Raw genomic sequence first — 23,512 nt, forward strand, 5'->3', positions numbered from 1 at the left:
AATAAGCTCACTAATTGTGAGCTTATTTATATAAATTTATTTAATTAACCTTTTTATTTCTTTTAATAAGTAAAATACCACCTAAGCTTATAGTCATAATTCCAATAATTAAGAATAAAGCAGTATCTTCTCTTCCTGTGCTAGGAATATCCTTGTCAGCAGTAACTGTTACTTTAATTTCTTTAGTTGAATTTGCACCCTTGCTGTCAGTTACAGAATATACAACTTTATATTCTCCAACTTTTTTATTGTTAGCTGTGTTTTCTTTAACCTTTATCTTACTAGTTAAACTTCCATCCTCTTTATCAGTTGCAGTTACCCCATCAAGTGGATTAAAGCTTTCATTAAGCTTTATAGTAATATCCTTTGCATTAATAACTGGAACCTCATTTAATTTTTCAGGTTTTATAGCTGGAACTTCTGGTTTTTCATCTGGATTTTCTGGTTTTTCTGGAACTTCTGGCTTTTCATCTTCACTATTTCCTGTAGTTATTCTACCTTCTACTCCAGTATTTATAGTACCAAGTTTCTTTATATGATCTGCAAGCACTTCATCTAAAGCTGAAAATTCATTTTCTGTAGGTATACTTCCAAAATGAGGATACCCATCTCCTCCAGCTGCTATAAAATCATTTGTTGCTACCACATATTTTTTATTCATATCAATTGGTCTATCGTTAATTGTTATACTGTAAACTCTATTGCCTTCTTCTTTATTTGGATCAAATTTAAATTTCATTCCTGAAACATGAGTGAATTGTCCAGCTGTAGCAGGATATGATTTCACTCCATGCTCTAGTACATCCTTGATTTGCTCTCCTGTAAGTTTTTTAGTAACTAAAAAGTTTCCAAAAGGAAGAACAGCTATTACATCACCCTTAGTTATATTACCAACATTTATACTTGATCTAATTCCACCACCATTTGTTATTGCAATTTCAGCACCAGTGTTAGATATCATTGCATCAGTTAATAAATTTCCTAGATTAGTTTCTCTAGTTCTTACATTCTCACGCTCTCCATCTAATTTTACGTCTGTTTTACCAATTACCTGTGATAATATTTCATTTTGAGCATTATCAATTTCTTTAATTTTTTCTGTAACCTTTGCATTTGGAACTATATCTGAAACTTCTGAGGAATTTATTAGACTTGCTTCTTTCTTAGTAATTTCTTTACTGTTCTTATCAAAACTAATTGCTACTTTTCCTAAATTTTCTTCATATTCTCCAGTACTTACTATCAAAGTATCATTGTCAGCTTCAAATCCATTTTCAAATTTACTATGACTATGACCATCAACAATTACATCAATACCCTCAACATTTTCTGCTATTTTCTCAGTAGTTATCTCCGTTGAATCATCAGTTCCAACATGTGCTAATGCAATTATTATATCTGCACCTAACTTTTCAAGTTCTTTAACTTGTTCCTTTGCAGCCTCAATTGTATTTTTAAACTCTATTCCCTTTACATTGTTAGGGTTTGTTTTATATGCTGTTTCTTCACTTGTTAAGCCAAAGAATCCTACCTTTACGCCATTTATTGTTTTTATGCTATTTGGATTTAAGATTGGTTTATTATTTTTTAATACATTTGATGAAATAATTTCAAATTTATTTTCTCCACTATTTGCTATTCTAGATAGCTCTAAAAGTCTCTCATAACCATAATTAAAATCATGATTTCCTGGAGCCATTAAATCATATCCAGCAATCTTCATTAATTCTACTATGTCAGCACCTTTATTCATTGTTGCAAATGGTAAACCATGAAGTGTATCCCCTGCATCTACTAATAATGATCCTTCAACAGAATTCTTTATAGCTGAGATTTTATCAATACCTATTATATTCTTATCTCCCTTTACTCTTCCATGAGTATCATTTGTGTGAAAAATAGTTATGTCGCTTTTATTATCCATTTCCCTTTCTTTAGCCTGAATAATAATTCCTGGATTAATTAAGCCTATTATAATAGATAAAGCTATTATAATACTTATAGTTTTACTTTTTTTAATTTTGTGCATTTTTTTCTCCCCTTCACCCTTTATCCATTTTATTATAATATTAGAAACAATTTACTTTCAACGCTTTTTTTCATTATTTTACATAAAACCAACATTTCTTAACTATCTTTATCTAAAATTAAGTAGTATATTTATGATTTTAATTATCATTTGATATTTTATCGCATTGATTGTATAATAATATTAAATTAATTTACTTTAAGGAGAATATAATTATGTCAGTATATATGATAACTTACCACTTAAACCATCACCATCATCATGATGAAGATAGCAATTTAACTAGAAAAATTAAATCTCTAGGCTCATGGGCTCAAATTATGCCTTCAAGTTGGCTTGTTTATTCTGAATTCTCAGCAAAAGAGATAAATGATTCTTTGAAAGAAGTAATTGAAGAAAAGGATCTTTTATTTGTTTCAGAAATAAATAAAAATCATTCTGGTTCTATAGATGAAAGAGCATTATCTTGGATAGACAGAAATCTTAATAAATAATTTTAAAAACATACTATTTAGAAGACAATCTAATATAATTAGCTTGTCTTTTTTATTGATTTATAATACTTAATTTTTTAACATAGATAGGTTAAACATTTACATAAATATCTTTATATATTATAATATAGGTATAATAAGTTTTAAATTTTATATACTAAACTTATACGACTATTTATTTAAAGGAGATGTTTTATATGCCTAAATTTAATTTGTTAGACAAGGATAAAACTACAATTATTTCTGGAAAATTAATAGTTGCAACATTAGGATTTATTTGTATACTATGTGGTGTTTTAGCTTTATTTTTTAATCTAGCCTCAATAACAAATACACATCATTTCATTAGTTTTTTAACTATAGCAAGTGGTTTATTTTGCTTATTAATTGCAGGTACACAAAAATAAATATTCTAACAAACAAAAAGAAGTAGGATAAAAAATCCTACTTCTTTTTGTTGTTTTATAATTTTACTAGGTTATAAATTTTTTCTTCCTAAACTTAGTGAAAATAAAAAAAGCCTAAGCTTTAATCTTAGACTTTTTTATTTAACAATTATTATATAGCTTATTGTTCTCCATATAGCTTAACTATATTTATAATAGTTTCAACAGCTTTTTCCATTGATTCTATTGCAATATATTCATATCTTCCATGGAAGTTTTCTCCACCTGTGAACATATTTGGTGTTGGAAGTCCCATAAATGATAGTCTTGCTCCATCAGTTCCACCTCTTATAGGTTTTATTTCTGGAACCACCTCTGCCATTTCCATAGCTTTCTTTGCAACCTCAATAATATGCATTACTGGTTCAATCTTTTCTTTCATATTTCTATATTGTTCTTTTATTTCTACTTTAACAATATCTTTTCCGTATATATCATTTAATTTTTCTGCTGCCTTTTTAAACTCTTCTTTTCTTCTTTCAAATTCATTTTCAAAGAAATCTCTTATTATAAATGACATCTCTGTTTTCTCAACACTTCCTTCTATACCTAAAAGGAATGAGAATCCTTCATAATTTTCTGTTTTCTCTGGTACTTCATCTAATGGAAGTAAGTTTAAGAATTCATGAGCAATTAATGCTGAATTAATCATCTTGCCCTTTGCACTACCTGGATGTACATTTCTACCTACTATAATAACCTTCGCTCCTGCAGCATTGAAGTTTTCAAATTCTAATTCTCCGAGTGGACCACCATCTACTGTATATGCAAAATCTGCATTAAATTCTTTAACATTAAAATGATCTGCCCCTTCTCCGATTTCTTCATCAGGAGTAAATCCAATCTTTATATCTCCATGCTTTATTTCTGGATGATTTATTAAATATTCCATTGCAGTTATTATTTCTGAAATACCAGCCTTATCATCTGCTCCTAAAAGTGTAGTTCCATCTGTTGTTATAAGCGTTTTTCCTATGTAGTTTTTAAGTTCTGGTAATTCTTTTGGATCTAATTTTATATTAAGTTCTTCATTTAAAACTAGTACTCCCCCATCATAATTTTCTACAATTTGAGGATTAACATTTTTACCGCTCATATCTGGAGCTGTATCCATGTGAGATATAAATCCTATAGTAGGAATATCTTTTTTGTCTGAATTGCTTTTAAGTGTTCCATAAACATATCCAAATTCATCAACATGAACATCTTCAAGCCCTATTTCTTTAAGCTCTTTTTCTAAAATTTTACCAAGTTCTAATTGTCCTTTTGTACTTGGAGTAACTCTTGTTGTTTCATCTGATTTTGTATCAACTTTTACATACTCTAAAAATCTTTCGTTAACCTTTTTCATAATATAAGCCCCTTTCGAAATCAAAATATATCTATATTATACAATAACTCTATATATAAAGTAATATTTATCCTCTTTTTATAACTTTATATACCAAATTTCCTATAATTATTTTAATTTTATTCACATTTGCATCTCTATAATAGGCTTTCCCGTTGATTTTATAATAATTATAATCAGCTTCCATGGATTTATCATTGCTAGACATAGCTCTCCATGCATTATACATTATTATTTGCTTAAAGCCACTTTTTGGTATATCACCTTTAATTAATTCTCTTTTAAACTTTCTTGCTTCATTTTTTATATAATCTATATTTTTCTCTGTAAGCTCTTTACTTCTATAGGCTACTGCAATTGAATTAACTTTATTTATTCCCCAAAACTCTAAGACTTCTTTCATATATTTTGTTGCACTTTTATGCCCTGCTCCAGCTGTTGTTGCTATAACTAATCCTTTCTTTTTATAGTATCCCGGTCTATGGAATTTAAATGACATATGATCTATAAAATTTTTTAAAAGTCCAGATACTTGCATAGAATAAACTGGTGATGTCATTATTATAACTTCTGCATCTTCAATCTTATCTCTTAAAATTTTCATATCACTATTATGTGGACATCTATCTTCACCTTTAATGATGCAATTAAAGCAACCTATACATGTATCTAATTTAATTTTTCCAAGCTCAATAATATCAAATTCTATATTAGGAATATCCCTTAACTCATCAAGTGCCATATTTAATACATTCCAAGTATTTCCCCTTCTTGGACTTCCATGTATAATAACACACCTCATATATTAAAATCTCCTTACCCCTTTATTTTAAATTTCAATTACTTTAAACAATGCATATATTCCCTAGCCTCTTCACCTTTTACTAAATACGATTGTCCTTTTGAACAAAAAATTGAAGTACTAGTATAGTCAATATCTGAATTTCTATCATAGTTCTTTTCTTCTATTATTTCTTCTTCATTATGACAAACATCATACCCATCAAATAATAAGCTAAGGGCTCCTTTAGCTTTTGTAAAACTTACAAATTCTAAAGGATAATTCATAAATGTTTTTACTGGTCCTCTCCCTTTAATAATAACCTTATTTTCATAGCTTATAGGCTCCTCAAATTCACCCTTCATTTTTTGTATATCTGATAAAACTCTTCCTATGAGATCCATGCTTACATCAATCTTAAATTTATAATATGGCTCAAGTAATATGCATTTTGCAAGTTCTAATCCTTGTCTTAAAGCTCTCTTAGTTGACTCTCTAAAATCACCACCACTTGTATGCTTATTATGTGCTCTTCCCGTAAGCAATGTTATCTTAAGATCAGTAATTGGACTACCTGTAAGTATTCCTCTATGCTCTCTTTCAAATATATGACTTTTTATAAGGTTTTGATTACCTACAGTTAAACCATCAGTATGGCACTTATTCTCAAAAGTTATTCCACTACCTCTTTCCCCTTCTTCTATCTTAAGATGAACCTCTGAATAATGTCCTAATGGTTCAAAATGGCCACACCCTAAAGTATCTCCTATAATAGTTTCTTTATATAAAATTTCTGGACTTCCAAAATCTATTTTTAAATTAAATCTATCAAATAAAACCTCTTTTAAGACTTCAAGCTGTATCTTACCCATTATACTTACATGCATTTCTTTTAAATCTTCATCCCAAACTACATTTAAACTATCATCTTCGCTTTCAAGAATCTTAAATATTTTTAATATATCATTATGATTAAGTTTTTCATCATATATAACCTTTGCTTTTAATGTAGGAACCATTTCATAAGTAAAATCATCATCTAATCCAATCGCCATTCCTGCTTTAAGATTCTCTACTCCAATTACACCAAAAAGGCCTCCAGATAAAACTTCATCTACTACATTAAATTTACTTCCATTATATATTCTTATTCCATTTACCTTTTCACTTACTTCCTTATTATTTAAGTTAAAAGTTATCTCATCCTTAGCCTTAAGACTTCCACTTAATGCTTTTATAAAAGTCACTCTATTGCCTTTATCATCATATTTAACTTTAAATACTCTTCCTTTAAAGTTGCCATCACTTTTATAATCTGTACTAGTAAGCAAATCAAATCCATCTAAAAATTCTAAAATCCCTTCATCTAAAAGAGCAGATCCTTTAAAGCATGGGAAAATCTTATTATCTTTTATTAGCTCCTTTAATTTATCCTTCCATAAATCACTACTAACGTCTCCTTCTAAATAAAGATTAAGTAATTCATCATCTCTCTCAGCTATAAATTCTTTATCTTTTTCATCTATCCCTTCATTTATATTGAAATCTATATAAAATATGTTTTTACTTAGGTTAACTTTTGCTTCATTTAAAACTTTATTAATATCTGCACCAGTTCTATCAACTTTATTTATAAATATAAATGTTGGAACATTATTTTTTCTAAGCATACTCCATATAGTTTCCGTATGTCCTTGTATACCTTCTACTGCACTAATTATAAGTATTGCATAATCTAATACTCCTATAGCTCTTTCCATCTCTGGTGAGAAGTCTATATGTCCTGGAGTATCTACTAAATAATATGTTGAATCCTTATAATTTAATTTTGCGATATCTGAAAATACTGTTATACCACGTTCCTTTTCAATCTTATGACTATCTAAATATGAATCTTTATGATCTACTCTTCCTCTATTTCTAATACTATTTGTATGATAAAGTAATTGCTCAGAGAATGTAGCTTTTCCTCCATCTACATGAGCAAATATTCCTATTGTTTTCTTCATTTTATTACTCCTTAAATCTATTTATATACAATCTATTTATACATATTATATTTTATAGAATTCATTATTTTATTTACACAAATATGCCTAATTGATATAATTTTATTGCATAACATTAAAATATTACTTACTGTTTTGCAATAAAAAGGGGGACAACAATGATTTATATATCATCTATTGGAATTTTTATAATAATCTTAAGTATACCATTTATTTATTTTATACTTAAAATTATTCAAAATAAAAATGGAAATTTCATAAAGCTTGATTTATTATTTCTAATACTATTTTTATTTAATTTAATTCCTATCTTAATTGCATATTTTACTGAATATAGGCTTTCTTCTTTATACCCATCTACATTAATTAATTTTATGATATTACTTTATTCTATTTTAAGATTTAAAAATATTAAAAGTTTAAACCTTAGAATATTTTCTACTATAATTTCTGGCGCATTAATAATGGTAACTCTTTTTATAGGATTTTTAAGCTCTGATTCAAAAAAAAGAGTTTATATCCTCTCCCATGGGAACAAATAAATTTATTATAGAAAAACAATATCTTTTTACAGATGAACCTATAGGTTATATTATGGAACCTAAATATTTAATTTTTTTCTAAGCCTTTTGAAGGTTTAAAGGATAATCTTTTACCCTTAAAATGTGATGGAACCATCGAATTTAGTTGGGATGGAGAATATGTTTGTTATTTAAAAGATAATGGTCATATAGTAAAACTTGAGTTTTTAAAATAGAATTTAATATTAATTACATTATGAAATTTATAATATATAATGCTATAAAAAGTACATATTTAAAATTATATATCAGAGAATTCCTTTTACTGTGACCTTTGCAGTAAAAAGAATTCTCTGATATAATATTATTTATAAAAAGCCTAAAATATTTATTATTAATATCATGAAAGATTCAACTATTAGCAATAATAAAAGAATTAGTATAAAATATATTAATTAATAATTAGTGTTTATAATGATTGAAAAAGCGTCATAGAGAAATTCTCTATGACGCTTTTTATAAATTTATTATCTTTTTCCCTTATCAAAAGGTTCACCAACAGCCTTAGGCGCTCTTGAACTCTTTGAGAATATTATTAATGCAATTAATGTCATTACATAAGGGAAAGCCTTTAATATAAATGGTGGGAATGTAGCAAGTTCTGGTATAACTTGTGAAACATTAGCTATAGTACTTGCAAATCCAAAGAAGAATGTTGCACCTAATATTCCAAGAGGTTTCCACTGTCCGAATATTAAAGCTGCTAATGCTAAGAACCCAAGTCCTCCAACATTTCCATTAAATTCACCAGCATAAGTTGCAATTATTATTGCACCTCCAAGTGCTGAGAATCCTCCAGATACCATAACCCCTATATATCTCATTTTATATACATTTATTCCTGCTGCATCTGCTGCCTGTGGATGTTCTCCACACGCTCTAAGTCTCATTCCAAATGGAGTTTTATAAAGTACAAATGTAGCTATTATAAGAATCCCTATTATAAGCCATGTTGATGTATAAGTATTTGTAAATAATAGAGGCCCTATTAGTGGTATTTCACTTAATACTGGTATATCTTCCGGTATTAATCCTTGCCTTATTCTTATATTTCCACTACCTGTAATATTTCTAGCTAAGAATACAGTAAGAGCACCTGCTATCATATTTATAGCAGTACCACTTATTATCTGATCTGCATTTAAGTGAATACTTGCAAAGGCATGTAGTAAAGAAAATAATACTCCAGCTATGGTTGCAACTAAAAGTCCAATCCATATAGGTAGATCACCTGATAATTTATCTTGAAGTGTTACTATTGTAAAAGCTCCGATAAATGATCCAACTATCATAAGACCATCAAGTCCTATATTAGTTACACCACTTCTTTCACTATATAATGCTCCAAGTGCTGTAATTAAAAGTGGTATTGTAAATGCAATTGCGTATGGAAATACGTCTTGTAATGTATTTAGCATATTACTTCACCTTCCTTTCATTAACTCTATCATCTACTGGAAGTATGAGTTCTTTTTGCTTTTTCTTAAGTTTCATTTTGTTAATTAATCTTTCTATTATAACACTAGTTGCTGCAAAATAAATTATTGTTGCCATAATAGTATTTGCTATCTCTGGTGGAATTTCTGTCATAGCACTCATAAATCCACTCCCTGTGTATAGTAATCCAAAGAAAAGTGCCGCAAATAAAACTCCTATTGGAGAATTTGCACCAAGTAATGAAACTGCTATTCCATCAAATCCTTGAGTTGGAAGTACTCCTATTTGAATTATATTTGTATTTCCAGCATATTCAATAGCACCTGCAAGACCTGCAAGTCCACCTGATATCATCATTGAAAGAACTATGTTCTTATTTACTGGTATTCCAGCATATTCTGCACCATGTCTATTAAATCCAACCGCTTTAAGTTCATATCCTAAAGTTGTTTTATTTAATATAAATCCAATTACAATAATCGCTAATACAGCTAAAATTATCCCTAAGTTTATATATGAGCCTTTAAACAACTTTGAAATCCATTCTAATCTAAATAGTGCTGCATCTGGTAATGGTCTTGATTCTGTTGCATATTGTCCTTGAAAATATTTTGGTACCGCATAATAAACAAACCAAAATACTGTCCAGTTCATCATAATTGTTGATACAACTTCATGAACATTAAACTTAGCTTTTAATATGCCTGGAATTATTGCAACTGCTGCACCTCCAAGTATACCAGCAGCTACCATTAATGCTAAAAGTAATGGTCTTGGTACATCAACTGTTAATCCTACAGCTGTAGCACAAAATCCACCAAATAACATTTGTCCAGCTGCTCCAATATTAAAAAGCCCTGTTCTAAAAGCAAAAGCTACAGATAACCCAGTAAGTATTAAAGGCGTAGCTGTTGCTATAGTATTACCAATTCTCTCCACGCTTTTAAGTCCACCCTGGAATAAATATGCAAATCCTTCTACAGGATTACTGTTTATCGCAAACATAAGTAATGCACCTGTTAAAAGACCTAAAATGATTGCTAATATAGATACTATTCCTCTATTAGTTTTCATTTTTCTTACCTCCTTTAACTCCAGCCATCATTAATCCAATTTCATTTTCATCTGTTTTTTTAGCATCTACAATTCCAATAAGTTCTCCACCATTTACAACTGCAATTCTATCAGATAAATTTAAGACTTCATCAAGTTCTAATGAAACCAGAAGTACTGCTTTTCCATTATCTCTTTGTTCTACTAATCTTTTATGAATATATTCAATTGAACCAACGTCAAGACCTCTAGTTGGTTGAACTGCTATTAATAAATCAGGATTTAATTCTACTTCACGGCCAATAATAGCTTTTTGTTGATTACCTCCTGATAATGTTCTCGCTTTTGATATTGCACCTTCTCCAGACCTTACATCAAATTCTCTTAATATTTTTTCTGCATATTTTCTTATAGCAGATTTATTAAGTATTCCTTTTTTTGAAAAAGGTTTTTTATTATAAACTTCTATTATCATATTTTCTTCTAAAGTATAATCCAATATAAGACCTCTCTTATGTCTATCTTCTGGTATATGTGCTATTCCTTTTTCAATTCTTTTTCTAGTCTTTTCGTTTGTTATATTTTCATCTTTATATATAACACTTCCACTTTCTACTTTTCTAAGTCCTGTAATCGCTTCTACTAACTCCGTTTGTCCATTTCCTTCCACTCCAGCAACTCCAAGGATTTCTCCTCCTCTTATAGATAATGAAAAATCTTTAAGACCTAATACTTTTTTATTATTTTTAACTGAAATATTCTCTACTCTTAATACTTCATCTTTTAACTTTGACCTTTTCTTTTCTACTTTAAAAGAAACATCTCTTCCAACCATCATTTTAGCCATTTGGGCTTCTGTTGTATCTTTAGTTTCAACTGTACCTATATATTTACCTTTTCTTATTATTGTACATCTATCTGACACTTCTTTAATTTCTTTAAGTTTATGAGTTATTAGGATAATTGATTTTCCTTCTTTAGTTAATCCTTTTATTATCTTAATTAACTCTTCTATTTCTTGAGGTGTTAAAACTGCTGTTGGTTCATCTAATATTAATATGTCTGCTTTTTTATAAAGCATCTTTAATATCTCAACTCTTTGTTGCATACCAACAGAAATATCCTCTATTTTTGCATATGGATCAACATTTAATCCATAACTTTTTGAAAGTTCTTCTATTTTCTTAGCTGCAGTTTTTATATCTACAACTAACCCTATCTTAGGCTCACAACCTAAAATTATATTTTCTGTTACTGTAAAATTCTCAACCAATTTAAAATGTTGATGAACCATGCCTATTCCTAAATCATTTGCTTTATTTGGATTTGTAATCTTAACTTCTTTTCCATTTATCTTAATAGTTCCTCTATCAGGCTGGTACATCCCAAAAAGCATTCCCATAAGTGTTGACTTACCAGCACCATTTTCTCCTAGTAGTGCATGTACTTCACCTTTTCTTAATTGAAGAGTTACGTTGTCGTTTGCAACAATACCTGGAAATTCTTTTCGAATATTAAGCATTTCTACTGCATATTCCATTTATATCCTCCCCCACATGTTGTTTATACTAAAAAGGGGCGATTTCACGCCCCAAACCTTTTATATACTTAAAGTTTAATTTATTTAATTAAATTTCCTTGTTCAATTGATACTTTTATATCACCTGATTTAATTTTCGCAAATGCGTCATTTGCTGCTTTAACTGCTTCATCACTTAAATTAGGATTTTCTGCTGGAAGACCTATACCATCATTTTTAGCATCATACATTAAAGTTTTTCCGCCTTGGAATTTACCATCTATTTCATCTTTAATCATTTCAAAAGTAGATTTCTTTATGTTCTTAGTTGCTGAAGTTAAGATAATTGACTTCTCTTTACCATCTTTATCTTTGTATAATCCCTCTGCATATTGGTCAACGTCAACACCTACAACCCAAGCTTCTTCACCCTTTTGAGCTCTGGCTTTTGCTTCTGTAATAGCTCCAGCTCCAGTACCTCCTGCTGCTGTAAAGATTACATTTACGCCTCTATCATACATCTTGGCTGCTATTTGTTGTCCACCTGCTGTATTGTTGAATGTTCCTTCATATATAACATCTTCTTTATTTATAGTAATCTTAGTTCCTAATTTTTCGTTAGCGTATTTAACACCTTGTTGGAATCCCCAGTTAAACTTTTGAACTGCTGGTATTTCCATTCCACCTATAAATCCAAACTTAGCTTCTTTCATTTGAACTGCTGATGCAACTCCTGCTAAGAATCCTGATTCATGTTCAGCAAAGAATATTGCTACAGTATTTGGCTTAACTACTGCTTTAAAATCTCCATTATGTGGATTTCCATCAAGTATTACAAATTTAGCATCTTCATATTTATCTTGAGCTTCAAATATAGCTGTTTCAAACTTATATCCTGGTGTAACTATAAATTTATTTCCAGCTTCATATTGGTCACCTATTGACTTTAAGTAATCTGCTGGCTTTTCACCTGCTGGTTGTAAGTATTTCTTTGATACTCCAAGTTCCTTTTCAGCTTCAACTATACCTTCCCAGGTTCCTTGGTTAAATGACTTATCATCAATTGTCCCTGAGTCTGTTACCATACCTACCTTTAAATCTGATTTTTTAGCTGATGAATCACCCTTGTCTTCACCGCCTCCACATGCTACTAATCCTGTTGCCATAACTAATGTTAGTGCTAATGCAATAAATTTTCTTTTCATTATTAACCCCTCCTAAATCGCCCTCTTGTATTCAAAAAATTACAAGTTACCACACAATTATACAACAGGTATCATAGCATCTCAATACTTTCTGTTACATTTATTAAAAATAGATAAATTTTTTATAAACATATATTCATTTTAATTTTAAGAAAATAATATGTGTTTATATGATTTCTCACTCTTCCTATTACATTATTATCCTTTTAATCTTGCAGATGGCTCCTTCATAAATATTATTTTATAAACAATTAATAATATTTTTATTAATACAAATAATATAGATTAACAGTAGGGAGTGAGAAATTTTTATGATGAGGTCTTTCTTAGCTAAAATAAATTTAAATACAAAGACAATGCTTAAATATGGAACAATTGCTAATTTAACAGTTTTGTTAATAATAATTTTATTAGGCCAAGATAATGTTATGTTAGCATTCCCAATAACATTGACAGCTATTGCATTATCTTTTGAAAATTTAAATATAAAACCAATATACAAAATTATAAGATTACTATTTATTGATTTCCTATTAGTAACACTATCATTCATATCTTCTTTATATCCTTATATTGGTATAATAATAAACTTTATAACCATATTTTTTATATCCTATTTTTTAACGGTTAGATATAACCCTAAAATATATAAACCTTTTATTATGCTCTATGTTTTTACATCATTTTCTACTCCAATCTTATCTTCATATATAAATAGATTGTTAGTTATATTTCTTGGTATTTTTATTGTTGTAATATTTATCCTCATTTCTTCTCTCCTTAGTAAAAAAGAGTTTATAAAAGATACTCTCTGCCATCCACTATCACTATTTAGTGAACAACTTAGCTCATTAAGTAATGGATTCTTTAATGAGAAAATTTATTTAAATATATCAAAAGAACTAAGAGGACTTTGTTATAAAATATATACAACACGATATAGAAATAGTTTAACTACGAACTTAGGAAAAATAAATTTTGATATATATATTATCTTAGGAAAAATAAATATTTATTTAAAAGAATTCGCTTTAAATAATAAATATAATAATCACATTTCTTTAGAACTTAGGGTATTTTTTGGAGAACTTAAAATATTAATAGATTCTATACTTAAAAGAATTGAAACAGATGACTCTTCTAAAAATATAGTAAAAGATATAGATATATTTATATCTATATATTCTAATATATCATACTGTAATTATCTAACATCTATTTTAAAAGAACTTCAAAACTCTATAAAAGAACTATATAACTTAAATAAAAAAGATATTAATAAGAAATATATTACTTGGAAAAGATCTGATATTGATAGGATTAAAAACTATTTTATAAATAATTTTTATTTTGGGTCAATTAGGCTTAATTTTGCCCTTAGAATTTCTATAACCCTTTCTTTAACTATATTTCTAGGTAATATTTACTCTATATACAAGTTTATTTGGGTTGCAATTACAATAATGTCTGTAATGCAGCCCTATTATGAAGATACAATAAGTAAAGGAAAAGAAAGATTGAAGGGAAATTTTATAGGAATATTTCTTCTAATAATTGTATTAACTATTTCAGATAATAAGTATTTAACTATTATAATATTAATTATTTCTCTTTATTTAGCATATGGATTTAAAGAATATTATAAGCTTTCAACTTTTACAGCTATGGCATCCATATCTGTAGCCTCCTTAAATACTTCACTTAACGTTATAGCCATACATAGAATTATATTTATATTATTAGGTGTTATTATAGTTATAATTACGAATAAATTTTTATTTCCTTATAAACTTAAAACAGGAATATATCATCTAATTACAAAGCTATTAAAATATAATTATTTTCTGATAGATGCTTGTATTAATGATAAGCAAATAAGAATACGAGATTTAATAATATTATCTACTCTTTCTTCTGATAAATTATATATGAGAAACTTAGAATTTAAAGATAACCGTGTAAATTTAATAATTGAAGAAACCAATAAAACATTTATAAATATCGGATATAATGAACTTATTTTGAAAAAGGGGCATCAAAATTGATGCTCCCTTCAGGTGTATATAATAATGTAAAACTAAAGATTAGATGACATCTTCTGTTTCTATCTTATTACCTTTTTTATCTAATTCTCTAATCCATTTTTGTGCAATTCTTTCTTCATGTTTTTTGAAGTGTTCATACTTTTTAACTTCTTTTAATGAATGTTTTAACTTTTTATCAAGCTCCTTAGTTTCTAAATCACAATCTTGGAACTCTGCATATATTTCTCTTAAAGCTTTCATTTCAGCTCTCTTATCTTTAACTCCCTTTAGATTGTCTAAAACTCTCTTTAATTCTTTCTTCTTGCTTGTAAGCTTAGGATCTTTTCCCTCTTCTGCTATTGCAAGTAATACTTCTAATCTCTTTTTAAGATGTTTTGCTGTTATATCTTGAAATGTATCCTCTATCCCAAAGCTTCTTAAAAAGTCTTTAAATTCTTTGATATTTTCATCATCTTCTCCTGATAAAATCTTTTCAATTTCTAATTCACTAACTTCTTCTACTACCATTTTGTATTCCTCCTAATAATTATTAAGATAAATACTAATGATTCAATCTAGATCCTACCCTCTAGCCTCAACCTTTAGTGTCTATCTACCTTCTATATTCTTAATTTTACTCTTTTAAGAATACAAAAATGTGATTTTAATCACATTTGAGATTAATGATATATTAAGTGTGTAACAATACAAGGTATTTTTACTACAAATAATTAACTATTTAAATGTACTGTATACTTTAAAGACTATGTCTAAAAACTTATCCATATTTCTCTATTATTTTATACGAAAAGAACCATTTTAACTATCTATAGTTAAAATGGTTCTTTTTCCTACTATCTTCTATGCTTCCTATGAGATTTTTCATTACTATACCCATTATCATTTGATGAATTATTCATATTTTGCATAAACATCTCCATAATCCTCTTCATGTCTTCTTGATTTATATTATTAGGATTAATATTGTTTAAATTCATATTATTTGGGTTCATGTTATTTGGATTCATGTTATTATTATTCATATTATTTGAATTCCTACTATTTGAATTTCTATGATTTGATCTATGATTTCCATTGTTTTGATTCATATTTCTATTCATATTATTCATAGTATTCTGATTACCCATACCGTTCATATTTCCCATCATATTCATCATCATATTCATTAATGGATTTTGTCCTTGCATATTTGATCCTTGCATATTATTCATTTGAGGTGGCATGTTATTTCCCATACCGCCCATTGGATTTCCCATACCTCCCATTGGATTCATTCCACCAAGTAGCATATTCATAAGTCCTCCCATTGGATTTCCCATGCCTCCCATTGGATTTCCCATTCCACCCATTGGATTTCCCATGCCTCCAAATAGCATGTTTAGTAATGGATTCATACCATTCATATATATTATCCTTTATATATTAATTCTCTCTATAATATATTGGGGGTTAATTGTTTTTGCTACATTTCTTTTAGTTACTTTAATATTAATTGAATAAGTGATTTTTGAATTTCTTCTGAATACTTTCCGCTTCTAAATTCTCTAACTACATCTTCTTTTTCTTCATTTGCCAATCTATCTTTTACACATTTTGGAAACTCTATATACTTATCTATTATATTAAATTCATCATCAACTTTTAATATAGTTGGTATTCTACTCTCTCCTAAATTATTTTCTAAAAATTCTTTATAATTCTCAGTCTTAAAGAATTTAATATTTATGTTTTTATTTAATTCTTTAAGTCCTAATAATATAGGTATTGCAGTTGCTGCATCTCCACATCTAGTTTCTGAAAATACTGCAACTTTAATTTCTTTATCTATTTTCTTTAGTTTATCTAACCCATAATCACAAATTTTAGAAACTCCTGCTTGTTTTTTAATCATCTCCATTTGATCTGAAGTTGCCTCTTCTAAAAATTTATTATAATCCACTCCGTCATTAAAGTTCATATAAACACCACCCTGTAATTTATTATTAATAAGAATATCACTCACAATATTAAGTTTCAACAATTTTTATTTTTATATACAAAAAAACTTGTATCAAAATTGATACAAGCTTTATAAAATACTATGCTAATTCTAATGCAACTTTCATCATATTAGTAAATGCAAGTTGTCTTTCTTCTGCTGTTGTTACTTCACCAGTAAATGGACAATCTGATATTGTCAATATACATAAAGCGTTTACACCAGCTCTAGCAGCATTCATATAAAGTCCTGCTGATTCCATTTCCACAGCAAGCACTCCCATCTTTTGCCACTTCTTTAATCCATCTAATCCTTCTTCTCCGTAGAATACATCACTTGATAATATATTTCCTACTTTAACATTTACATTTAAATCTCTAGCTGAATTAACTGCCTTTTCTAATAATTCATAACTTGCAGTTGGTGCAAATGTTCCTGGTAAATTAAACTGACTTGCAAAGTTTGAATCTGTACATGATCCCATTCCTATTACAACGTCATGTAATTTTAAATCTTCTTGAATAGCTCCTGCTGAACCTATTCTTATAAGATTTTTAACTCCATAAAAATGTATTAATTCATAAGTATATATTCCTATTGATGGAATTCCCATTCCAGTTCCTTGCACTGATATTCTCTTTCCTTTGTAAGTTCCTGTATATCCATACATTCCTCTTACAGTATTATATTGAACAGGGTTCTCTAAGAAAGTTTCTGCTATATATTTAGCTCTTAATGGATCCCCTGGTAGAAGCACTGTTTCTGCTATATCTCCTAATTTAGCGTTATTATGTGGTGTTGGTACTAATTGTGTCATAAAACAATTCCTCCTTTGATTTTCTGTTGTTATTATAGCACATTTATAATAATTTGAAAACCTTTTCTGATATTTCATAATGAATCTCTCACTAAATTTTAGTGAGAGATTCATTTATTTATATAAAATATATTAATTTTCTTCTAAGATATTTTGAGTCACATTTTCTTCGCAAACTTCTTTAGTTACATCTCTTTTCAGCGTATCTACCTCTAAATCTACATCCTGTAACTTAACTATTTTTGATTTATGTTTTATCTTATAACAAGCCCATAAAATTATAAATAGCGGTATTCCTATATAAGATGAAATTATACCCATCCAGTCTATCCCTTCTGGTTTAATATAAGAAAAGCCTTGACCTACAATAACTACAGCACAAAGTAATAGTGCTATTATAGGACCTATAGGAAACATTTTAGCTTTGTATGGTAAATTACTTAAATCTTTACCTTGATATATATAAGCTTTTCTAAATCTATAGTGACAAGCTGCAATTCCAAGCCAAGCTATAAATCCTGCAAGTCCTGATGCTGCCACAAGCCAAACATAGACTGTACTTTCTGCATAAAGTCCTGTAAGGAAACAAGCTGATGCAATAATTGTAGTTAATATTATAGCATTTGTAGGTACACCTCTTTTATTTAATTTTGAAAATACCTTTGGTGCCATTCCGCTCTTTGCCATAGCATATAACATTCTACTTGATGCATACATTCCTGAGTTACCTGCTGATAAAACTGATGTTAATATAACTGCATTCATAAGAGATGCTGCACCTGCAATACCTGCTTTTTCAAATACCATAGTAAATGGACTTGTGCTAACTCCAGCTTGTGCTGATGGTATTATTAATCCAATAACAAGTATTGTTCCTATATAAAATATAAGTATTCTCCAAAAAATTGTATGTACTGCTTTTGGAATTGTCTTTTCTGGGTTTTCTGACTCTCCAGCAGCAATACCAATAAGTTCTGTACCTTGGAATGAGAATCCTGCAATTAAGAATATTGAAAAGATTGATTTAAAACCTCCAACAAAAGGCCCCCCATTTGCATATATATTCTTAAATCCAACTGTATCCCCATTCATAATACCAAATATCATAAGTACTCCAACAACTATAAATACAATAACCGTAACAACTTTAATTCCTGCAAACCAAAACTCAGACTCTCCATAGGCCTTTGAAGATAAAAGGTTTAATCCAACTATTACTACTAAGAAAATACTACTCCAGATTATACCTGGAACATTCGGAAACCAATATTTCATAACAAGAGATCCCGCAACCATCTCTGTTGCAATTGTTATTGCCCAGTTATACCAATAATTCCATCCAAGGGCAAATCCTAATGCTGGATCAATAAATTTAGATGCATATGCACCAAAAGAACCTGATATCGGCATATACGTTGCCATTTCTCCAAGACTAGTAATTAAGAAGTATACCATTATTCCAATTATTCCATATGCGACTATAGATCCTCCAATCCCTGCTACATGAATACTATCTCCCATAGCAAGAAATATTCCTGTACCTATAGATCCACCAAGTGCAATCATATTTAAATGCCTTGCCTTAAGACTTCTTTTTAACTCACCATTCTCTGTTTCACTCATTTAAATTCCTCCTTAGTTTATAACGAAAATAAAACCCTGAGGAAAATATCACTCAGGGTAATAAGTCAATCGTATTAATATACGTATATAAACTAATTAGGACCTTTGAATGATAGCTCTCCACAAAATATTTGTGACAATCTAGTACATATTATGTATTAGACCAGCAATACAACCTTAAAGCATCAGTTGAATACTTCGGCAAATTTACCTTTCCTATTAATTCATTGTGCTTACCTCATTAATAGTACTATTTAAATTTGCACCTCTACCTCAATTATTATTCATTTTATTTTCTTTTTTAATTATGTTCTAATTTTTTTTAAAACTCAATACTATTATTGTCCTATTTTCACTTTGTTTACATTATAAATTTATGTCATACTATTATTTTTCTTAATTATAAATGAATGATCCTCTCTATTTTACTTACTTTAAAATATATTTATAGATTATATTTTATATGGATACTATTTAATTCAGCTTTGTTCATTCATTATTCATATATACCCACAATAAATGTTATTTGTCCCTCTATTTTCCTAAAACCCTCTTTTATTTTTAAGCTCATCGCTATAATATTTAGTAATTATATAAAAAAACTACCTTAATTAAGGTAGTTTTTTTCTTATCTTGTAGCTATTAAAAACTTAGTTTTTATTCCTTGTGCAGTAAACATTTCTTCATGCTCTGTTTTAACATTTCCCTCAAAATCACTATTGTGAAGATCATATGTTATATATTTTATATTTAATCCACTCTCTTTAAAATACTCTAAAGATTCTTCAAATAACTCATCATCATCTGTTTTAAACCATATCTCACCGTTACTTGTAAGGAATTTTTTATAATTTTCTAATTGTCTAGTATGAGTAAGCCTTCTCTTTTTATGTCTCTCCTTTGGCCATGGATTGCAGAAATTAATATATATTCTTTCTATACTATCTTCTTCTCCAAGTATTTCATCAATTAATAAAATTTCCTGTGCCATAAGTTTAACATTATCTAAACTTTCTCCTAGCTCTTCAAAGGCTTTTTCTATATTTCTTTTTGCTAATACTAAAACTTCATCTTTTATATCTATAGCTATATAATTAATATTCTTATTGTGTGATGCATGTACTGCCATAAATGTACCTTTTCCGCATCCAAGTTCTAAATAAATAGGTTGTTCCTTTTTATAAGAATTATTCCATTTTCCTTTTAATTCTTTTGGATCTACTATGAAAAAGTCACATGCTTCTAACTCTGGTCTTGCCCAAGGCTTTCTTCTCATTCTCATCTTTATGTTCACTCCATTTTTATAATTATCATTCCTATTATACATATTTTAAATATTATTAACAATAGAAATTAAAATTACTTATTATCTATAAGATTTTTAAGTTCTTTAAAGTGAATATGTTCTTTATTGTACTTTGCATGTGGGAAAGCTTTTAAAACTCTTCTATTTTGTTTTGCTTCATTTTTAAGTGAATCTAATTTTATCATAACCTTATTTAACATATCTATATTTTGTCCACTATTTTTTCTAGTAGCAATCTCCATCTTAATCTTTTCAAATTCAGCTTCTGTAAATTGCTTAAACTCTATATTTAGATCCTTTAAGTCACCCTTAATATTTTTAAGTCTATCCAAATGCTCCTTTAAGTGAATTAAGTGTGCTACCGTAAATGTTAAATCTATAATAAATATTATAATTATAATAGTTGACAATGGATATATTATACTTGATGGTATACTACTTACAGAATCTCTAAGCATAGGTTCTAAGATTTCTACTATAAAAAGAGCTAATACTCCAAAGAATATAGAATTTTTTAGGCAAACCCTACCATTTATATTGAATTTATAAGTAGAATAATCCCACCACTTCATATGAAATAATTTTTCAAGAACATAAGAGGTTATATATTCTAATACAGATGCTAATATCATTCCTCCTAAAAATACTTTAATTGGACTATTACCTATTCCATGAAGAAATTTAATTACTATAACTCCTCCAAATCCATATATAGGACAAACTGGACCATATAAAAAGCCTCTATATGTAAATTTCTTATCTATTATAAAACAATAAATTGTTTCAGCAACCCACCCTAAAAAACTATAGATTGTAAAATATATTACAATTTCTCTCAAAATAAAAACACCTCCATTATATATAATTATATACCTATGAAGATGATTTATGTTTAATGATTCTGTTAATTTTGTTTTCTATTCCAATAGTCAGCTATACTATCTTTTAATTTTTTAAATTGTTCCCCATATATGTTGGATCTCATATCTGGGAATGCTCTCATTAATCTATTTTGTATACTTGATTTAAGTTGCATTTTCTTGAAATTATTATAAGTATCTTCAAATTTAAATTTGAAATTCTTAATATCTTCTGTCATCTTAAGCTTATTAAAAACTTTATTAAATTCAATATCATTAAATTTATCCATTGAAATCCCTAAACTTTTTAATTCCACATTAATTTGTGTAATTTTTCTAAGCATCTCATTCATATCAACTAATGAAGTAACTGTAGCAATTATATCTACAATAAATATAATAATTATGATTGCAGCAGATATAAATACATATTTATCTGGTATTAATGAAATTTTCTCTATAACAAATGGATTAAGAATTTTAATTAAAAATAATGATAAAAATCCAAATATAACTGAATTTAATACACAAATACGACCCTTATAATTTAATTTATAGTTTGAATAATCCCACCATTTCAGGTCAAATGCATTTTCTAATATAACAGCAGTAATATATTCTATTGCTGTAGTTATAATTACTGCCATTACAAAAAGCAATAACATATTTCCTTTAAATCTATCTAATAACCATATTACTAACATTGCACCAAATCCATATACTGGGCATACAGGACCATTTAAAAATCCTCTATTTACCCATACCTTATCTATAGCTGCGCAATATATACATTCACATATCCACCCTAAGACACTATAAACTGTGAAATATAAAATTAAATACGCCATACCTCTATCTCCTAATCTCCTTTTTTGTTTTATTGTTAATTATGTTAAATTTTCTTTAATTTGAACTCTCTTTATAATACACTTTTTAGTACTCAAATTCAAACAATGAAGCAAAAATAAAGGAAAATTTAAGAAATCTAAAGAAAGTATAAAAAAATTAAAAGGAGTATATTATATACTCCTTTTTCTATCTTTCTTCAAGTATAGCCATACCAAGTGCTCCTGGGCCTGTATGAATCCCCATTGCAGCACCAATTTCTTCTAATGATATTTCCGTTATATTTGGCATATCTTTTACTGAATCATAAAAGGTCTTTGCTTCATCATCAGCATCACCTGATAATATCCACACTCTACATTTACCTTTAGCTAGATATTCATCTAATATTTCTTTCATCTTTGAAATAGCTTTTTTTCTACCTCTAGCTTTCATGTAATTATATAGTTCGCCCTCATCATTTGATGATACTATTGGCTTTAAATGTAACATTTCACCAATAGTTCCAGCTACTTTTCCTATTCTGCCACCTTTTTTTAAATACTCTAAAGTTGCAAAAGTTATATATCCGTGAGTACGCTTTCTTATATCTTCAAGCGACTTTAATATTTCTTCTAAAGGTTTGTCCTCTTTTATGAGTTTTGCAGTCTCTATAGCAATTACTCCTTGAGGATACCCTAATGTTCTTGTATCAAAAAAGTGAAAGTTCAATTCGTGATGAGCTTCACATATTAATCTTATACTATTATATGTTCCTGATAACTTACTTGAAACAGTTATTACTATAGCATCAGTATAACCCTCATTTTTAAGTCTCTCTATTAAATCTTCAGTATACTTTAAATCTGGAAGTGATGTAGTTGGCACTTCTTCCTCTAAATTTGCATACATTTCCTTGGGAGTGATTGTAATTTTATCTAGAAATTCTTTATCCTTGTATATTATTCTCATTGGTAATAATTCAATATTATATTCTTTTAATGTAGCTAAACTTAAATCACAGCTACTATCAGCTATTAACGCAATTTTCTTCAAAAATCATTCCTCCTCTTTTGTTATTTAAAATAATATCACAATATTCACACTTTAACAATAATTTAAGTGTATTTTTGTTGTTTTTTGTCTTATATTG

The 23,512-nt window shown here is 28.2% G+C and carries 20 protein-coding genes and 1 riboswitch; of the genes, 3 read left to right on the forward strand and 17 right to left on the reverse strand.

Features of this window, described 5'->3' with window-relative positions; all coding sequences use genetic code 11:
• Nucleotides 1-40 precede the first annotated feature (40 nt).
• Nucleotides 41-2,029, reverse strand: a complete 1,989-nt coding sequence (locus K5V21_RS02805; protein ID WP_221858942.1) for a 5'-nucleotidase C-terminal domain-containing protein — start codon at nucleotides 2,027-2,029, stop codon at nucleotides 41-43.
• A gap of 215 nt (nucleotides 2,030-2,244) precedes the next feature.
• Between K5V21_RS02805 and K5V21_RS02810 the strand changes: the two genes are divergently transcribed.
• Both K5V21_RS02810 and K5V21_RS02815 read left to right on the forward strand, forming a co-directional pair.
• The gene (locus tag K5V21_RS02810) at nucleotides 2,245-2,523 is read left to right on the forward strand and encodes a hypothetical protein (protein ID WP_221858943.1); all 279 of its coding nucleotides are present in this window, start codon (nucleotides 2,245-2,247) and stop codon (nucleotides 2,521-2,523) included.
• Between the two features lie 197 nt (nucleotides 2,524-2,720).
• Nucleotides 2,721-2,930, forward strand: coding sequence for a hypothetical protein (locus K5V21_RS02815; protein WP_221858944.1), 210 nt, complete (start codon nucleotides 2,721-2,723; stop codon nucleotides 2,928-2,930).
• A gap of 160 nt (nucleotides 2,931-3,090) precedes the next feature.
• Here K5V21_RS02815 and pepT read toward each other — a convergent pair whose 3' ends face one another.
• The 7 genes from pepT to K5V21_RS02850 form a co-directional block, all read right to left on the reverse strand.
• Complete coding sequence (gene pepT / locus K5V21_RS02820; protein ID WP_221858945.1) at nucleotides 3,091-4,320, reverse strand: peptidase T; 1,230 nt, start codon at nucleotides 4,318-4,320, stop codon at nucleotides 3,091-3,093.
• Nucleotides 4,321-4,387: 67 nt separating this feature from the next.
• The gene (locus K5V21_RS02825; RefSeq protein ID WP_221858946.1) at nucleotides 4,388-5,122 is read right to left on the reverse strand and encodes a flavodoxin family protein; all 735 of its coding nucleotides are present in this window, start codon (nucleotides 5,120-5,122) and stop codon (nucleotides 4,388-4,390) included.
• Between the two features lie 38 nt (nucleotides 5,123-5,160).
• Entirely contained in the window at nucleotides 5,161-7,110 is a 1,950-nt protein-coding gene (locus K5V21_RS02830; protein ID WP_221858947.1) for an elongation factor G, read from the reverse strand.
• Nucleotides 7,111-8,158: 1,048 nt separating this feature from the next.
• Entirely contained in the window at nucleotides 8,159-9,109 is a 951-nt protein-coding gene (locus tag K5V21_RS02835) for an ABC transporter permease (protein WP_221858948.1), read from the reverse strand.
• Nucleotide 9,110: 1 nt separating this feature from the next.
• The gene (locus tag K5V21_RS02840) at nucleotides 9,111-10,202 is read right to left on the reverse strand and encodes an ABC transporter permease (protein WP_221858951.1); all 1,092 of its coding nucleotides are present in this window, start codon (nucleotides 10,200-10,202) and stop codon (nucleotides 9,111-9,113) included.
• Entirely contained in the window at nucleotides 10,192-11,721 is a 1,530-nt protein-coding gene (locus K5V21_RS02845; protein WP_221858953.1) for an ABC transporter ATP-binding protein, read from the reverse strand. The genes K5V21_RS02840 and K5V21_RS02845 overlap by 11 nt, the downstream gene beginning before the upstream one ends.
• An 80-nt stretch (nucleotides 11,722-11,801) precedes the next feature.
• Nucleotides 11,802-12,905, reverse strand: coding sequence for a BMP family lipoprotein (locus K5V21_RS02850; protein WP_221858955.1), 1,104 nt, complete (start codon nucleotides 12,903-12,905; stop codon nucleotides 11,802-11,804).
• Nucleotides 12,906-13,216: 311 nt separating this feature from the next.
• Here K5V21_RS02850 and K5V21_RS02855 point away from each other — a divergent pair, with 311 nt between their 5' ends.
• Nucleotides 13,217-14,950, forward strand: a complete 1,734-nt coding sequence (locus K5V21_RS02855) for an FUSC family protein (protein ID WP_221858957.1) — start codon at nucleotides 13,217-13,219, stop codon at nucleotides 14,948-14,950.
• Between the two features lie 39 nt (nucleotides 14,951-14,989).
• Here the strand turns inward: K5V21_RS02855 and K5V21_RS02860 are convergent, their stop codons facing one another.
• The 9 genes from K5V21_RS02860 to K5V21_RS02900 form a co-directional block, all read right to left on the reverse strand.
• On the reverse strand, nucleotides 14,990-15,457 hold the full coding sequence (locus K5V21_RS02860) for a hypothetical protein (protein WP_221858959.1): 468 nt from the start codon (nucleotides 15,455-15,457) through the stop codon (nucleotides 14,990-14,992).
• A 326-nt stretch (nucleotides 15,458-15,783) separates the two neighbouring features.
• Nucleotides 15,784-16,353, reverse strand: coding sequence for a hypothetical protein (locus K5V21_RS02865; protein ID WP_221858960.1), 570 nt, complete (start codon nucleotides 16,351-16,353; stop codon nucleotides 15,784-15,786).
• Between the two features lie 74 nt (nucleotides 16,354-16,427).
• Nucleotides 16,428-16,907: a thioredoxin family protein gene (locus K5V21_RS02870; protein ID WP_221858962.1), complete on the reverse strand. Its 480-nt coding sequence runs from the start codon at nucleotides 16,905-16,907 to the stop codon at nucleotides 16,428-16,430.
• A gap of 121 nt (nucleotides 16,908-17,028) precedes the next feature.
• Nucleotides 17,029-17,745: a purine-nucleoside phosphorylase gene (gene deoD, locus K5V21_RS02875; RefSeq protein ID WP_221858964.1), complete on the reverse strand. Its 717-nt coding sequence runs from the start codon at nucleotides 17,743-17,745 to the stop codon at nucleotides 17,029-17,031.
• 132 nt (nucleotides 17,746-17,877) lie between these two features.
• Nucleotides 17,878-19,368 (reverse strand): amino acid permease, encoded by a 1,491-nt coding sequence (locus K5V21_RS02880; RefSeq protein ID WP_221858966.1) that lies wholly within the window; start codon nucleotides 19,366-19,368, stop codon nucleotides 17,878-17,880.
• Between the two features lie 105 nt (nucleotides 19,369-19,473).
• A riboswitch (Lysine riboswitch) is annotated at nucleotides 19,474-19,647 on the reverse strand.
• A gap of 349 nt (nucleotides 19,648-19,996) precedes the next feature.
• Nucleotides 19,997-20,650 carry a tRNA (guanosine(46)-N7)-methyltransferase TrmB gene (gene trmB / locus K5V21_RS02885; protein WP_221858968.1) on the reverse strand — a complete coding sequence of 218 codons (654 nt, stop codon included), beginning with the start codon at nucleotides 20,648-20,650 and terminating at the stop codon, nucleotides 19,997-19,999.
• A 77-nt stretch (nucleotides 20,651-20,727) separates the two neighbouring features.
• Nucleotides 20,728-21,513: a putative ABC transporter permease gene (locus K5V21_RS02890; protein ID WP_221858969.1), complete on the reverse strand. Its 786-nt coding sequence runs from the start codon at nucleotides 21,511-21,513 to the stop codon at nucleotides 20,728-20,730.
• 65 nt (nucleotides 21,514-21,578) lie between these two features.
• Complete coding sequence (locus K5V21_RS02895; protein ID WP_221858970.1) at nucleotides 21,579-22,382, reverse strand: putative ABC transporter permease; 804 nt, start codon at nucleotides 22,380-22,382, stop codon at nucleotides 21,579-21,581.
• A gap of 187 nt (nucleotides 22,383-22,569) precedes the next feature.
• Nucleotides 22,570-23,415, reverse strand: a complete 846-nt coding sequence (locus K5V21_RS02900) for a DegV family protein (RefSeq protein WP_221858973.1) — start codon at nucleotides 23,413-23,415, stop codon at nucleotides 22,570-22,572.
• Nucleotides 23,416-23,512: the final 97 nt, after the last annotated feature.

Source organism: Clostridium sardiniense (assembly GCF_019753795.1).
GTDB classification, from domain to species: domain Bacteria; phylum Bacillota; class Clostridia; order Clostridiales; family Clostridiaceae; genus Clostridium; species Clostridium sardiniense.